Genomic DNA, 14,304 nt, shown 5'->3' on the forward strand with positions numbered 1-14,304 from the left:
GGCTATTTCAGCAGCCGCGAGAGGCGGCGGTCGGCGAGCGGTTTGCCGCCTGTCTGGCAGGTCGGGCAGTACTGGAGCGAGGAGTCGCTGAAGGAGACCTCCAGGATCGTGTCGCCGCAGACGGGGCACGGCAGGCCGGTGCGCCCGTGGACCCTCATGCCGCTCTTCTTCTCGGCCTTGAGCTTGCCCGCTTCGAGGCCGCTGGAGCGTTCGACGGCATCGGTGAGGGTGGTGCGCAGCGCGGTGTACAGCCCGGTGATGTCGCTCTCGTTCAGGCTCGTGGTGAGTTTGAACGGGGACATCTTGGCGACGTGCAGGATCTCGTCGCTGTACGCGTTGCCGATGCCAGCGATGAGGGACTGGTCCCGCAGGGCTCCCTTGATCCGGCGGCGTTCCCCGGCGAGCAGGGCGGCGAAGGCCTCGCGGTCGAAGGAGTCGTCGAGCGGGTCGGGTCCCAGGCGCGCGACGCCGGGCACCTGGGCCGGGTCGCGCACGAGGTGGACGGAGAGCCGTTTCGTCGTGCCCATCTCGGTGAGGTCGAAGCCATCGCCTCCGGCGAGGACCACGCGCAGCGCGAGGGGGCCCTTGCCGGGCCGGGGCGGTGTGGCGGGAAAGCTGTCCTTCCACTGGAGCCAGCCGGCCCGCGCGAGGTGCGTGACCAGATGCAGGTCCCCGGCGGTGATGTCCAGGAACTTGCCGTGCCGGGCCACGGCCGTGACGGTTGCGCCTTCGAGGGCGGACACCGGCGGGTCGTACGTCTTGAGGACACTGATCGCGAGCGGCAGGACACGGGCGATCTCCTTGCCGACCAGGTGGTCGTCGAGGAAGACCCGCAGCGCTTGGACTTCCGGCAGTTCGGGCATGCCTCCAGCCTGCCGCAGCACCGCGGCGGATGCCTCCCCGCGCGCTGTCGGCGGTTCAGCCCAGGCCGTACACGCGGGTGGCGGTGTCCGTGAAGACGGCCCGCTGTTCCGGGCCGGAAAGATCGGCGGTCAGCGTGCGGGCGGCCTCGACGACCTCGGTGTACTCCGCCGCCAGCCGGCACACCGGCCAGTCCGAGCCGAACATCAGCCGGTCGGGGCCGAAGGCGTCGATGACCGTCTCCGCGTACGGCCGCAGGTCCTCGACGGTCCAGGAGCGGGGGTCGGCCTCGGTCACCAGACCGGACAGCTTGCAGACGGTGTTGGGGTGGGCCGCCAGCGCCCGAAGGCCATCCGCCCAGGGGCGCGTACGCCGCGCCGCGACGGGCGGTTTGCCCGCGTGGTCGAGTACGAACGTGAGGCCGGGGAGCAGCGCGGCGGCCTTCGCGGCGGCGGGCAGCTGGTGGGGCCGGACGATCAGGTCGTAGGCGAGTCCGGCGTCGGCGACGGCGGTCAGGCCACGCCGTACGTCGGGGCGCAACAGCCACTCCGGGTCGGGCTCGCCCTGCACCTGATGCCGGATTCCGACGAGCCGGTCGCCGCCGGGAAGCGCGCGGAGAGCGGCGAGGGTGTCGGTGACGCTTGGTGCGGTGAGGTCCGTCCAGCCGACGACACCCGCGACCAGGCCGCTGCTCCGGGCGAGTGCGAGGAATTCGGGAGTCTCGTCGGCGACGGTGACGGTCTGGACGAGGACGGTGGCGCGCACCCCGGCGGCCCGTGCCTCGGGCTCCAGGTCGGCGAGGGTGAACGTACGCCGGATGGGGGCCAGTTCCTCGCCGGTGATCCAGTCCTGGTCACGTACGGAGAGGTCCCACACATGGTGGTGGGCGTCGACCGCGGCGGCCGGTTCGGCGGGGGTCACGTCACAGCTCCCAGGCGATCGGCAGACCCGCATCGGCTCCGCCGGACGTGTAGTCGTGAGCGACGTCGAGCAGCTGGTCCATCCGTGCCTGCCAGGCCACGTTGACGGGCAGACTCTCCAGTTCGGCGAGGAGGCGGGCGTAGTCCTCGCACTCGATGAGGTGAAAGAGATCGGTGCCGCTGCGCCAGATCGTCCAGGAGGTGGCGCCCGCCGAGCGGATCGCGGCGGTGAGTTCCCCGGGCACCTCGCGGTGCGCCGCCTCGTACTCCTCTACGCGGTCGGCGCGGACCTTGGTGTGCAGCGCGATCCTCATGTCAGTTCCCTTCCCGGTGGCCGTCGCCGCCCGGCTCGTCGTCCAGGAGTCCTTCGGCGCGCAGGTCGTCCCAGAGCGCGTCCGGGATCTCCGTGCGGAGCAGAGCGGCCGCGTCCCGTACCTCGTCCGCGGAGCGGGTGCCGACGAGCACTCCGGCGACGGCCGGGTGGGCGAGCGGGTAGTGCAGGGCGGCGGCGCGCAGCGGGACGCCGTGCCCCTCGGCGACCGCCTTCATGCGCAGGGCCCGGTCGAGGAGGGACAGGGGCGCTGCGGCGTAGTCGTACGTCGCGCCGGGGCGCGGATCGGCGAGGAGGCCCGAGTTGAAGACGCCGCCGACGACGACGCTCCGGCCGCGGGCGGCGGCCTCCGGCAGCAGCGTCACCAGGGCGCTGTGGTCGATGAGGGTGTGGCGGCCCGCGCAGAGCACGGCGTCCACGTCGGTGTCGCGCAGGAAACGGGTGAGCATCGCCGTCTGGTTCATGCCCGCGCCGATGGCTCCGACGACGCCCTCCGCCCGGAGCTTCTCCAGCGCCGGGTAGCCCTCACGGAAGGCGGCTTCCTCGTGGTCGTCGGGGTCGTGGAGGTAGGCGATGTCGATGCGGTCGAGGCCCAGCCGTTGGAGGCTGTCCTCGATGGAACGCCGTACGCCGTCGGCGCTGAAGTCCCAGCGGCGCCGGTGCGTGGCGCGTACCGCGAACCCTTCGGAGAGCCCGTCGGCGGCCGCGGCCTCGCCGGCCGGCGCCGGGTCGAGCACCCGGCCGACCTTGGTGGACACGACGTAGGCATCACGGGGCCTGGGCCGCAGTGCTTCGCCGAGCCGCCGCTCGGAGAGACCGAGTCCGTAGTGCGGCGCGGTGTCGAAGTAGCGGACACCCTCGTCCCAGGCCGCGTCCACGGCCGCCGCGGCCTGGGCGGGGTCGACGGCGGTGAAGAGGTTGCCGATGGCCGCTGCCCCGAAGGAGAGCCGGGTGATCTCGACCTGACTGCGCCCGAGTCTGTTCCGCTGCATGTCCCTGCCGTGCATGTCTCTGCCGTCCCGCCGATGATCGCTTGGCATTCACAGCGAATATTCATCGGATCACTGGGGCGCGTCAACACCTTGAACAGGAGAAGAACGGACGGACTACCGCATGTTTCCGGGCAGCAGTCCGACCTATCAGACGGTGGCGGCCGTCTGCCGGTCGGAGGAGTCCTCCGCGGCCACGACCGGGGAAGCGGTCAGCGACCGCAGTTCCGTGAGCTCGTCCTCGATCGCGGCGGCCAGCCTGTCGAGGTCCGGCAGCGCCTTGCCGTCGGCGACCAGGCCGACCTGGACCCGCCCTCCGTACGTGGACAGGGCCACGGCCAGCGCCTGGCCACGGGCCAGGGGCGCCATCGGGTAGACGGCACTCAGCGGGCAGCCGCCGAGCGAGAGCGCCGAGCGCGGCAGGGGCACGCTGGTGACCAGGACGTCGAAGAGGATGCGCGCCGCGTTCCCCGCCAGCGGAGCGCCGAACCGGTGCACCAGCGCGGGCAGCTGATCGGCGAGTACGGCAACGGCTCCCGCGCCCCGCAGCGGCCCCGCCGACTTGTTGCGGTCCATGGCCGTCCGCACCGCCCACAGGCGCCTGCGCGCATCGGGCTCGCGCACCGGAAGCCCCAGGAGGTAGGCGGAGAGCCTGTTGCCGTTGCCCGTCGTCGTACGCGGCCTGCGCCGGGAGACGGGGACCAGGGCGCGCGGGTCCGCGCCCGGCAGCTCCTCGCCGCGTTCGACCATCCACCGTCGTAGCCCTCCGGCGACGACGGCGAGCAGTACGTCGTTGGCCGTCCCGCCCTCCGCCCGGCGGACGTCCTGGACCGCGTCGGCGTCCAGATCCGCCGTGGCCAGCCGCCGGGTGCCGCTGGAGCCCGCGGTGAGCGCGGTCGAGACGTGCAGGTCCAGACGGCTGGCCCGGACGACGGAGGCACCCACCCCCAGCGCCCGCCCGACCTCCCCGATCCGGTCCAGGGCCATACCCGCCACCTGGCGCGGCCCGGGCATCCAGGACCGAGGCGGCACGGGAACGCGTCGGCGCACCGTGCCCCGGCCGGCTCCGGCAGCGGCGATCTGGTCGAAGATCCCGGCGCCGATGGCGACGGCGCGCATCCCGTCGGCGAGTGCGTGGTGCAGTTTCACGAGCACGGCGAAGGGCCCGTCGTCGGCGCCGCTCAGCAGAAACATCTGCCAGGGCGGCAGCCCGCGTTCGAGCGGCTGCTCCATCAGCTCCCCGGCGAGCCGGGTCGCTTCCGCCATGAAGTCGCCGTCGTCCAGGACCACCCGTACGACATGGCGGTGTACGTCGAACTCCTTGTGCACCGACCAGGCCGAGCCGCCGACGGGCAGCAGGACGTCCCGTACGCGCATCCGCAGGCGGGGAATCGCGGCGGCCCTGGTGCCGAGAAGGTCCAGGATGTCGGCGGGGCCGACGCCGGGCGCGGGGGAGAACACGGCCAGTGCGCCCAGATGCATCGGGTGCGCGTCGGATTCGAGGTGCCAGAAGGCGAGATCAAGCGGTGCCAGGAGTTCGGTACCCAAGGGGTCCTCATGTCAGGGAAGGCAGAACGGCAGGACCGGACGCGGACCGGAGAGCCGGGCTCGCAGCCCGGGCGCTCCACCGCACCCTCGCAGTCAATCGCTGACCAACGGTTACGGTCAAGCACAGACATGTCACGTAACGTTACTTTCACGGATGCCTACGTGCGCTCGGGGACGAGGAACTCGCACCACACGCACTTGCCGGTGCCCCGGGACTCCACGCCCCAGAGATCGCCCAGCCGGTCGACCAGCAGCAGCCCCCGCCCCGAGACCCCCGACTCCCCCGCGTCCCTGCGCCGGGGCAGCGCGCTGGAACGGTCCTCGACATCGACCCGCAGCCGCCGTTCGGGGCCCGCGAGAACCCGGATCGTCACGATCGCCCCGCCGTCGGTGTGCATCAGCGCGTTGGTGATCAGCTCGTCGGCGGCGAGTTCGATCTCGTCGGCCCGCTCCGCCGCACCCCACGCCCGCACGGCGGCCCTGATCATGTGCCGGGCGGAACTCAGCGCCTCCGGGTCGTTCTGTGCGACATGCTGCTGGAGCCGGCCGCCGGGCTGCGGAGCGTGCGCCGCCCTGCGGCGCAGCAGGAGCATCGCCACGTCGTCCTCGCCGCCCCGCTCGTCGACCGCCTCGCAGAGACGGTCGGCCAGTGGTTCGAGGTCCCTGGGCCCGTGGGTCACCAGGTCGACCACCAGTCGCATGCCCTCGTCGAGATCGAAACCCGGCAGCTCCACCAGGCCGTCCGTGTAGAGCACCATCGTCTGGCCCGGGTCCAGCTCGACCGTGCTGACCGGGTAGTCGAGCTGCCCGAACTCGGCGGAGAGCCCCAGCGGCAGCCCGCCCTCGACCGGCAGCCTGCGGCAGCTTCCGTCGACGTCCCGTACGAGCGGGTCGACGTGCCCCGCGCGGACCAGCTGCACCACGCCGGTCCGCAGGTCGACCTCGGCGTAGCTGCACGTCGCGAAGCGGTCGGTGTCGAGTTCGTGCAGGAAGACGGAGGCCCGCGCCATGACCGTGGCGGGGCTGTGCCCCTCGGCGGCGTAGGCGCGCAGCACGATCCTGAGCTGCCCCATGACCGCCGCGGCGTGGGTGTCGTGGCCCTGGACGTCCCCGATGACGGCGCCGACCCGGCCACCGGGCAGCGGGATGACGTCGTACCAGTCACCGCCGATGTCCCTGCCGAGCCGCGCGGAGCGGTAGCGGACGGCGACCTGCGCCCCCGGCACCTCGGGGATCCTGCGGGGCAGCATCGCCTGCTGGAGCCCTTCGGCGAGGTCGTGCTCCTGCTCGTACAGCATGGCGCGCTGGAGGCTCTGGGCGATCGAACTGCCGAGGGCCACGAGCAGATTGCGCTCGTCGGCGGTGAACCCCGCCTTGTCGCTGTAGAGGAGCCCGAGCGCCCCGATGGGGCGGGCCTGGGCGATCAGGGGCAGGTAGGCCGCCGCGGTGATGCCGAGGTGGCTGATGTGCGGCCACAGGATGGGGTACGAGGCGGCGAAGTCGTCGGCCGACTCGATGAAGCGGGGTGCGAGGGTGCGGACGACCTCACTCATCGGGTACGGCTCGTCCGTACGGGTGTACCGGGTGCCCGGCACATAGGCGCCGTCGGGTCCGTCGGCCACGAGATGGATGCGCCCGGCCTCCAGCAGCCCCATGACGAGGCTGGCCGCACCGAGGTTGGCCAGGCCGCCCTGGGAGTTCTTCAGTACGTCGGTGACGTCCTTGACCGTCCGGGCGTGGGCGAGGGCGGCCGTGGTGCCTTCCACCACGCTGGTCCGCTTACGGCGCTCCTCGTCCAGTTCCCGGCGGGCCCTGGAGTCGGAGAGCTCCTGGGTGGCGTCGCGGACGATCCCGATGATGCGGCGGGGCCGGCCGGTGTCGTCCCTGCGGATGAAGCCCTGCGTGTGGGTCCAGCGCATGGTGCCGTCGCGCCGCAGGATGCGGAAGTACGCGCCGTAGTTGCTGCGTCCGCCCTTGAGGGCCTCCGAGACCATCCCGTCGAGCCGCACGCCCTCGTCCGCCGGTACGCGCACGGACAGGGTCGTGGGCCGGTTGTCGTACTCGTCGGGCCGCACGTCGAACACATCGAGCGCGGCTCCGTCCATATGCATGAGTCCACTGTCCAGATCCCAGTCGAAGCTGCCCATTCGGTTCAGGGCGAGGCTGAGGTCCGGGTGGGCGGGCCAGTCGTCCGGGAGTGACAGGGCACCCGCTACCCGATCATCCATATGGATCACTCTGCCATCAATTGTCTGATTCTTCGAGCGATCCGAACGTGGGCGCCCCATCGCTCCTTCTCCGCACCGCCCGGCCGCCTTCAGCCCTCGGCGGGCGGCGCGGCGTCGGGCCCGCCCGGCAGCGGCTCTGCCGCTCCGTCGGGGCCCCGGCCCCCGTCGGACACCTCCGCGCCCGGCTCTCCCGGAAGGTCGGGCGGGATGTCGTACAGCTCCTCGGCGGGCGCTTCCGCCACCTCGTCCGGCGGCAGGTCCGGGGGTGTCTCCACGACCTCGTCGGTGGACTCCCCGCTCGGCGGCGCGGAGGGGCGGGGAGTGCTCGTTTCCGCCGGAGGGGCCGGGGACGTGGGGGTCTGCGTCTGCCGGGCCGCGGGGGCGTCCGGTTTCGGCACGATGCCCTCACCCGGACCGAAGGGCGGAGGATCGTCGGGGCTCCGGTCCCGCGCCCCGTCGTCGCCGGCCGGCCGCTCGATCCAGGTGCCGTCGGAGACGTCCGCGAGGACGAAGTCGGTGACCGCCCGCGTGCTGGACTCGATGACGAGGACCCGGTTGGGGTCGTAGCCCGCCCACTCCTTGCCGCGGTGCACCAGGGAGCCCTTCATGACGACCGGTGCGCCGAGCGGGTTGCCGCTCACACAGCGGACGCGGGGCGCGCCGTGCCGGTCGGCCATCACGGCGGTGCCTGCCTGAAGTACGGACTGGAAGGCGGTGGGCACCCCGTCGCCGTACCGGTGGCTGGTGACGCGGATATCAGTCCGGAGCAGTACGGGAGTGAGCCCGCGCAGGAACACGGGGATCTCCTTCTGCCGGATGCCCGCGGCTTCGGCGAAGGCGCGGCCCTTGGCCCGGTCCGCGGCCAGGAGGCGCACCTGCGCCTCGATGTCGCAGCTCGCCACCGCCCGGGTGCCGCCGTAGAGCCCGGGAGTGGCCCCGGACACGGCACGCGCCTTCACCCCGGTGACAGGCGCGGGCGACGCGGTGGCCGCCGGGGGCGGGGGCCCGGCGGTCGACCCCGTGAACGGGCCGGGGCCGGGCGCCGTGACCGGCTGGAGGAAGAGCTCCCCGGCCGCTGCCGTGCCCGGCGTGCCGTTCTCGCCGCCTCCCGCGTCCTGGGCGCAGCCCGCGACGAAGAGGGCACCGACGGACAGGACGGCGAGCGCCGTACGCCGCCGACGTTGGGGTGAGCGCACTGAGCTCTCCTGCCTGTTCACATCGAACCGATGGGTCCCCCCATCTGTGCCGCACCGCGGGCCCCTTCGCAAGCCGAACGACCGGCTCCCCCCGTCGACCAAGAGGACTTGAACGCGTTCAAGAAAGGCTCTAGTCTCCAGCTATGGGTTGAACGCGTTCAAGAAATGGGGGGTGTCATGTCCGTGCTGGTGAACCTGATCGTGATGCTGGGCATGTTCGTCGTCGTACCCGCCGGGCTGCGGCTGATGAACGCCCCCGAGCTGGACCGGGCAGGGCGGCTCTGGCCGCTCTTCGCCGCCCCCGGCGCCGTGGCTCTCTGGCTGCCGCGAGGCGTCCCCGCCACCGCGCTCGCCGCCGTCTACGCCCTGGGCGCCGTGGCCCTGGCGCTGCACGCCCCGCTCCGCGCGGTCCGTACCCGCAACGCGCATCCCACGGAGATCGCCCTGTACACCGCGCTCGCGGCCCCGTCGGTCGCCGCGCTCGCCCTGGTCGCCGAGCGGTCGGGGCACGAGCTGTTCGGCTTCGATCTCGGCATCCTCGCGCTCACCGTGCCGCACTTCCACTTCGCCGGTTTCGCCGCCGCACTGGTCGCCGGACTCGTGTGCCGGGCCACCGGTACACCGGCCGCCCGGTTCGCCGCGCTGAGTGTGCCGCTCGGCACGCTGCTCGTACTCGTCGGCTACTTCATCGGGGACTGGGCGGAGCTGGCCGGGGCAGTCGTCCTGACGGCCGGCATGTGGACGGTCGCCCTGCTGACGCTGCGCACCGTCCGCACCGGCGGACCGGACCCCACCACCCGGATGCTGCTCCTCACCTCGGCCGCGGTCCTCGTCGCCACCATGGTGCTCGCGCTGAGCTGGGCGCTCGGCGAGGCCACCGGAATCCCCCACCCCACCCTGACCTGGATGGCAGCCACGCACGGCGTCGGCAACGCCCTGGGCTTCGCGCTCTGCTCGGTGCTTGCCTGGCGCCGGCTCCAGGACCGCACCCCTCCCGAAGGCAGGACCGCATGAACGCCCTCACGTACCCCGAGGTCGGCGCCACGCTCCTCGGCCCGCTCCCCGACGGCTACCACCACCTCCACCACCGGACCCTGGTCGGCAGGGGCCGGGACGACTTCGAGGCGGCAGGGGCAGCCGTCACCGGCTGGCGCATGCACCGCGCATCGGGAGCCGGCGTGAACGCGACGGCACCACGGGCCGGGGCCGGCACCGGCGTCGCGGTCTCCCTGGGCATCGGGCCGCTCCGCGTCACCGCCCCCTGCGAGGTGGTCTGGGCGGTGTACGAGAGTCAGCGCATCGGCTTCGCCTACGGCACCCTGGACCGGCATCCGGAGCGCGGCGAGGAATGCTTCGTGGTGGACCTCGCCGACGACGGGTCGGTGTGGTTCACGGTCATGGCCTTCTCCCGGCCCGCCTGCTGGTACGCCCGGCTCGCCGGCCCGCTGGTGCCGCCGGTCCAGCACTGGTACGCGCGCCGCCTCGGACGCACCCTGCGCCGGATCGTCGCCAACCGCTGAGCGCCGGCCGCGGCCTGGCCGATACTGGAAGCGATGGAGTGGTTCACCGCAGATGGCTACTGGCTGAGCCGGCTGATCTTCCAGCGGGCTCTGGCCGTGCTCTACCTGGTCGCGTTCCTCGCCGCGGCACTCCAGTTCCGGGCGCTGATCGGCGAACGCGGCATGCTGCCCGTCCCCGCCCTCCTGCGGCACACTTCCTGGCGCGCCGCCCCCGGCCTCTTCCGGCTCCACTACTCGGACCGTTTCTTCGCCCTCGTGGCCTGGGCCGGATGCGCCCTCTCGCTGGCGCTGATAGCGGGCGTGGACGCGTACGTTCCGCTCTGGGCGGCGATGCTCCTGTGGGTGCTGCCCTGGGTGCTGTATCTGTCGATCGTCCAGGTGGGTCAGGTCTGGTACGGATTCGGCTGGGAGTCACTCCTGCTGGAGACGGGATTCCTGGCCGTCTTCCTCGGCAACGGCGACACGGCACCGCCGGTGCTCGTGCTGTGGCTGCTGCGCTGGCTCCTGTTCCGTGTGGAGTTCGGCGCCGGGCTCATCAAGATGCGCGGTGACTCCTGCTGGCGACGGCTCACCTGTCTGGACTTCCATCACGAGACCCAGCCGATGCCGGGCCCCCTGAGCTGGTTCTTCCACCGGCTGCCGAAGCCCGTGCACCGGGCGGAGGTGGCGGCGAACCATGTCACCCAGCTCCTGGTCCCGTTCCTGCTGTTCACCCCGCAACCGGTGGCGAGCGCGGCCGCGGGACTGATGATCGTCACCCAGCTGTGGCTGGTGCTGTCGGGGAATTTCGCCTGGCTGAACTGGCTCACCATCACGCTGGCCCTGTCGGCCGTCGACTGGTCCCTCATCGCCGGGGAGCCGCCCGCCCAGGCGGCGCCGCCCCTCTGGTACGAGGTGGTGGTCATCGCCGTCACGGTTCTGATCCTGGCCCTCAGCTACCGGCCCGCGCGCAATCTGGTCTCCCGCCGCCAGGTGATGAACCGCTCCTTCGACCCGCTCCACCTCGTCAACACCTACGGGGCGTTCGGGAGCATCAGCCGGGTACGCCTGGAGGTCGTCGTCGAGGGGACGGCCGAACCGGTGATCCACGAGGGCACACGCTGGCAGGAGTACGGCTTCCGCGGCAAACCCGGCGATCCCCGGCGGCTGCCGCGCCAGTTCGCCCCGTACCACCTGCGGCTCGACTGGATGATGTGGTTCGCCGCGCTCTCCCCCGCGTACGCCCGGTCGTGGTTCGGGCCATTCGTCGAACGGCTCCTGGAGAACGACCGCGACACCCTGCGGCTGCTGCGGCACAACCCGTTCCCTGGCGCCCCGCCCGTACACGTCCGAGCCCGTGTGTACCGCTACCGGTTCACGTCCTGGCGCGAGCTGCGCGAGACCGGAAGCTGGTGGCACCGCGACCATGTGCGCGAGTTCATGCGCCCCACCTCGTCGGCGGGCGGGCCGGGCATGCGGCACTGAGCCCCGCCCTCCCGCTGGTGCGGGAGGGCGGGGCTCGGAGAACAGCGGACCGGTGCGAGCGGTCAGTCGATGCCGGGGAGGATGTGCGGCTCGGCGAGGTCGTCCTCGTAGCCGGCCAGCCGGATCGGTGCGGATCTGGCCCAGACCTCGATGTTCCGGAGTCTTTCGGGCCTGCGGGCCCGCTCTCCGTACCGTTCGTCCGGTCGCTTCTCGTACTCCGTCAGTTCTGGTGTCACCGCGCACTCCTTTGTGTCGCGTAACCCCGGGCGATGAAGACGCACGGCCGAAACCTTGCGTCGGCCGCCCCGGGGCAGGGGCAGGAACAGTTCGGTCGCGGTGGCGCCCGTAGGGGGCGGGACGGCGGCCCGGTTAGCAGACCTGTCCCAGGACGGCCGAGGAATTTTTGTGGATTCCTTGGTGGCGTCCGTTCACACCAGAGTAACCAAATGAGCGCCCCTGCGCTCGACAGAACGTATGGCCTGGGTCACTTTCAGCCAACGATCACACTCGGCCGGGGCCGTACGGGGGCATACCGGGACACAGCGACGGCGGCCCGTGGACACGGACCGCCGTCGTCGTACTCGCTGTGCCGGGGGTTACCAGTTCGCGGGCGCGTAGTCCTTCAGGAAGCAGCCGAAGAGGTCCTGGCCGTCCTCGCCGCGCACGATCGGGTCGTAGACCCGGGCGGCGCCGTCGACCAGGTCGAGCGGGGCGTGGAAGCCCTCCTCGGCGAGACGCATCTTGTCCGGGTGGGGGCGCTCGTCGGTGATCCACCCCGTGTCCACGGCCGTCATCAGGATGTTGTCCTTCTCGAACATCTCCTGGGCACTGGTCCGGGTCAGCATGTTCAGGGCGGCCTTCGCCATGTTGGTGTGCGGGTGGCCCGCACCCTTGTACCCGCGCCCGAAGACGCCCTCCATCGCGGACACGTTCACCACGTACGCCCGCTTCGCCGCCGTCGCGGCCATGGCCGGCCGCAGCCGGCTGATCAGGATGAACGGGGCGGTGGAGTTGCAGAGCTGGACCTCCAGGAGCTCGATCGGCTCGACCTCCTCCACGGTCTGGATCCAGCTGTTGGTGTGGTGGAGGTCGGGGACCAGCCCGCCGGCGTCGATCGCGGTGCCGGCCGCGATCCGCTCCAGCGAGGCGGAGCCCGTGACGAGCGCCAGCTCGGTGACGTCCTGCGCGGTCAGCCCCTCCTTGCGGGCGGAGGGCAGAGCGGCGACGCGGTCGACCGTTCCGCTGCCGAAGGTGCCGATGACCTCGGCGGCGGGCAGCTCACCCGCGGGCAGTGGCGCCGACTCGGCGCTCAGCAGTTCGCTGTACGCCTGCGGGGAGCGGCGCACCGTCTGGGCCGCGTTGTTGATCAGGATGTCCAGCGGGCCCTCGGCGGCCACCGAGTCGGCGAGGGCGACGACCTGGGCGGGGTCGCGCAGGTCGATGCCGACGATCTTCAGCCGGTGAATCCACTCCGCGCTGTCCGGCATCGCCTTGAAGCGGCGGATCGCGTCATTGGGGAAACGCGTCGTGATGGTGGTGTGCGCGCCGTCGCGCAGCAGCCGCAGCGCGATGTACATGCCGATCTTCGCCCGGCCGCCCGTGAGCAGCGCCCGTCGCCCCGTGAGGTCGGTGCGGGCGTCGCGCCGTGCGCGGTTCTCGCGGGCGCAGGACTGGCAGAGCTGGTGGTAGAAGGCGTCGACCTCGACGTACCGCGTCTTGCAGATGTAGCAGGAGCGCGGGCGCTGGAGTATCCCGGCGATCTCGGCGGAGGCGGAGGACGAGGGCAGTACACCCTGGGTCTCGTCGTCGATGCGCTCGGCGGAGCCGGTCGCGGTGGCTTCGGTGACCGCCTTGTCGTGGGCGGTCTTGGCGGCCCTGCGCTCCTGGCGGCGGCGCTGCTTCACCGTGCGGTAGACACCGGCGGTGGCCCGGCGTACGGCGATCGCGTCCGGGTGGTCGATGTCGATGGTGTCGAGCTCGTCGAGCACGCTCAGACAGACGGCGAGCCGCTCCGGATCGATACCGGGACCGAACTCCCCGGCACCGGAATCGAGCTCCGGGCTGTCCACTGTTACCGTCATGGCCGTTCCTCTGTACTCGGAGATGCCGGCCACAGGCTGCGCCAGGCCGCGTTACTACGGGCCGAACGCCCCGATCAAGTTTGCCACGGCCGGACGCGGCTCCGTTTCGCGCTCCGAGAACAACTTTGAATCCGGAAGGCATGATTTCGTTTGGGGCGGGCATACGCCGTTCCACACGATCGGCAACGAGGAGGGTGACACCATGACGGCGATGTCAGTGCGAACCACTGGAACGGTCGGCGCAGCGATGCCGGAGAACCACCAGGCAGGTTCGGGGACATATGCCGCAACAGCTGCCGGTACAGGGGTACTTCCCTGGATCGAGGACACCGGCAAGGTGGCCCCGCAGGACGCCCGTGCGCTGTCGCGGATGTTCTTCGACGAGCTGCAGACCCTCGAAGAGGGGACGCGCGAGCACCAGTACGCGCGCAACACCCTCATCGAGATGAATCTCTCCCTGGTGCGCTACGCCGCGTCCCGCTTCCGCAACCGCGGCGGTGACGACGCCGAGGACATCATCCAGGTGGGCACGATCGGTCTGATCAAGGCCATCGACCGGTTCGACCTCTCCCGGGAGGTCGAGTTCGCGACCTTCGCGGTGCCGTACATCGTGGGCGAGATCAAGCGGTTCTTCCGTGACACCACGTGGGCCGTGCATGTGCCGCGCCGCCTCCAGGAGCTGCGGGTCGATCTGGCGAAGGCCAAGGAGCAGCTGTCGGCGGAGCTGGACCGCGATCCCACGGTCGCGGAGCTCGCCGCGCATCTGGACCTCCCCGAGGAGGAGATCATCGAGGGTCTCGTCGCGGCCAACGGCTACTCGGCGGGCTCCCTGGACACGCCCTCGGCGGACAGCGACTCCGGTCAGGACCAGCGGGCGTACGCCGATGTGCTGGGCGAGCCCGACCCCGGCATGGAGACGGTGGAGAACCTCCACACGCTGGCGCCGCTGCTGGAGCAGCTCGACGACCGTGACCGCAAGATCGTGCAGATGCGCTTCGGCCAGGAGATGACGCAGTCCCAGATCGGTGACCATCTCGGCGTTTCCCAGATGCATGTGTCGCGTCTGCTGAACCGGATCGTGAAGCGGCTGCGTACGGGAATGTGCGTGGAGGCCTGAACAGCGGCGCGATCACGTGTGAACCGTCTAAGATCTGGGGACATCCCCC

At 71.5% G+C, this 14,304-nt stretch carries 13 protein-coding genes; 4 read left to right on the forward strand and 9 right to left on the reverse strand.

Features of this window, described 5'->3' with window-relative positions:
- Positions 1 to 2 precede the first annotated feature (2 nt).
- From AC07FA_RS07300 to AC07FA_RS07330, 7 genes are all read right to left on the reverse strand, one after another.
- Positions 3 to 863 carry an Fpg/Nei family DNA glycosylase gene (locus tag AC07FA_RS07300; protein ID WP_479073731.1) on the reverse strand — a complete coding sequence of 287 codons (861 nt, stop codon included), beginning with the start codon at positions 861 to 863 and terminating at the stop codon, positions 3 to 5.
- A 55-nt stretch (positions 864 to 918) separates the two neighbouring features.
- Positions 919 to 1,782, reverse strand: coding sequence for an amidohydrolase family protein (locus AC07FA_RS07305; protein ID WP_479073732.1), 864 nt, complete (start codon positions 1,780 to 1,782; stop codon positions 919 to 921).
- A 1-nt stretch (position 1,783) separates the two neighbouring features.
- Positions 1,784 to 2,095: an L-rhamnose mutarotase gene (locus tag AC07FA_RS07310; protein WP_479073733.1), complete on the reverse strand. Its 312-nt coding sequence runs from the start codon at positions 2,093 to 2,095 to the stop codon at positions 1,784 to 1,786.
- 1 nt (position 2,096) lies between these two features.
- Complete coding sequence (locus AC07FA_RS07315) at positions 2,097 to 3,104, reverse strand: aldo/keto reductase (protein ID WP_479073734.1); 1,008 nt, start codon at positions 3,102 to 3,104, stop codon at positions 2,097 to 2,099.
- A 147-nt stretch (positions 3,105 to 3,251) separates the two neighbouring features.
- Positions 3,252 to 4,649 carry a wax ester/triacylglycerol synthase family O-acyltransferase gene (locus AC07FA_RS07320; RefSeq protein ID WP_479073735.1) on the reverse strand — a complete coding sequence of 466 codons (1,398 nt, stop codon included), beginning with the start codon at positions 4,647 to 4,649 and terminating at the stop codon, positions 3,252 to 3,254.
- Between the two features lie 158 nt (positions 4,650 to 4,807).
- Positions 4,808 to 6,877: a SpoIIE family protein phosphatase gene (locus tag AC07FA_RS07325; protein ID WP_479073736.1), complete on the reverse strand. Its 2,070-nt coding sequence runs from the start codon at positions 6,875 to 6,877 to the stop codon at positions 4,808 to 4,810.
- A gap of 89 nt (positions 6,878 to 6,966) precedes the next feature.
- Positions 6,967 to 8,073 (reverse strand): DUF6777 domain-containing protein, encoded by a 1,107-nt coding sequence (locus tag AC07FA_RS07330; RefSeq protein WP_479073737.1) that lies wholly within the window; start codon positions 8,071 to 8,073, stop codon positions 6,967 to 6,969.
- A gap of 177 nt (positions 8,074 to 8,250) precedes the next feature.
- Between AC07FA_RS07330 and AC07FA_RS07335 the strand changes: the two genes are divergently transcribed.
- From AC07FA_RS07335 to AC07FA_RS07345, 3 genes are read left to right on the forward strand one after another with little or no spacing between them, the layout of a single operon-like run.
- Complete coding sequence (locus AC07FA_RS07335) at positions 8,251 to 9,087, forward strand: YndJ family protein (RefSeq protein ID WP_479073738.1); 837 nt, start codon at positions 8,251 to 8,253, stop codon at positions 9,085 to 9,087.
- Complete coding sequence (locus AC07FA_RS07340; RefSeq protein WP_479073739.1) at positions 9,084 to 9,593, forward strand: DUF1990 family protein; 510 nt, start codon at positions 9,084 to 9,086, stop codon at positions 9,591 to 9,593. The genes AC07FA_RS07335 and AC07FA_RS07340 overlap by 4 nt, the downstream gene beginning before the upstream one ends.
- 33 nt (positions 9,594 to 9,626) lie before the next feature.
- Positions 9,627 to 11,057: a lipase maturation factor family protein gene (locus AC07FA_RS07345; protein ID WP_479073740.1), complete on the forward strand. Its 1,431-nt coding sequence runs from the start codon at positions 9,627 to 9,629 to the stop codon at positions 11,055 to 11,057.
- 62 nt (positions 11,058 to 11,119) lie between these two features.
- Here AC07FA_RS07345 and AC07FA_RS07350 read toward each other — a convergent pair whose 3' ends face one another.
- Both AC07FA_RS07350 and AC07FA_RS07355 read right to left on the reverse strand, forming a co-directional pair.
- Positions 11,120 to 11,293 (reverse strand): hypothetical protein, encoded by a 174-nt coding sequence (locus AC07FA_RS07350; RefSeq protein WP_479073741.1) that lies wholly within the window; start codon positions 11,291 to 11,293, stop codon positions 11,120 to 11,122.
- 360 nt (positions 11,294 to 11,653) lie between these two features.
- On the reverse strand, positions 11,654 to 13,138 hold the full coding sequence (locus AC07FA_RS07355) for an SDR family NAD(P)-dependent oxidoreductase (protein ID WP_479073742.1): 1,485 nt from the start codon (positions 13,136 to 13,138) through the stop codon (positions 11,654 to 11,656).
- A gap of 202 nt (positions 13,139 to 13,340) precedes the next feature.
- Between AC07FA_RS07355 and AC07FA_RS07360 the strand changes: the two genes are divergently transcribed.
- Complete coding sequence (locus AC07FA_RS07360) at positions 13,341 to 14,255, forward strand: RNA polymerase sigma factor SigF (protein ID WP_479073743.1); 915 nt, start codon at positions 13,341 to 13,343, stop codon at positions 14,253 to 14,255.
- Positions 14,256 to 14,304: the final 49 nt, after the last annotated feature.

It is taken from the genome of Streptomyces sp. NPDC045968 (assembly GCF_056430475.1).

Excerpts from the sequence above, each read along its gene's own strand:
- AC07FA_RS07300 (WP_479073731.1), bottom strand. The coding sequence starts at position 863 with ATGCCCGAACTGCCGGAAGTCCAAGCGCTGCGGGTCTTCCTCGACGAC.
- AC07FA_RS07310 (WP_479073733.1), bottom strand. The coding sequence starts at position 2,095 with ATGAGGATCGCGCTGCACACCAAGGTCCGCGCCGACCGCGTAGAGGAG.
- AC07FA_RS07315 (WP_479073734.1), bottom strand. The coding sequence starts at position 3,104 with ATGCAGCGGAACAGACTCGGGCGCAGTCAGGTCGAGATCACCCGGCTC.
- AC07FA_RS07325 (WP_479073736.1), bottom strand. The coding sequence starts at position 6,877 with ATGGATGATCGGGTAGCGGGTGCCCTGTCACTCCCGGACGACTGGCCC.
- AC07FA_RS07335 (WP_479073738.1), top strand. The coding sequence starts at position 8,251 with ATGTCCGTGCTGGTGAACCTGATCGTGATGCTGGGCATGTTCGTCGTC.
- AC07FA_RS07340 (WP_479073739.1), top strand. The coding sequence starts at position 9,084 with ATGAACGCCCTCACGTACCCCGAGGTCGGCGCCACGCTCCTCGGCCCG.
- AC07FA_RS07345 (WP_479073740.1), top strand. The coding sequence starts at position 9,627 with ATGGAGTGGTTCACCGCAGATGGCTACTGGCTGAGCCGGCTGATCTTC.
- AC07FA_RS07355 (WP_479073742.1), bottom strand. The coding sequence starts at position 13,138 with ATGACGGTAACAGTGGACAGCCCGGAGCTCGATTCCGGTGCCGGGGAG.
- AC07FA_RS07360 (WP_479073743.1), top strand. The coding sequence starts at position 13,341 with ATGACGGCGATGTCAGTGCGAACCACTGGAACGGTCGGCGCAGCGATG.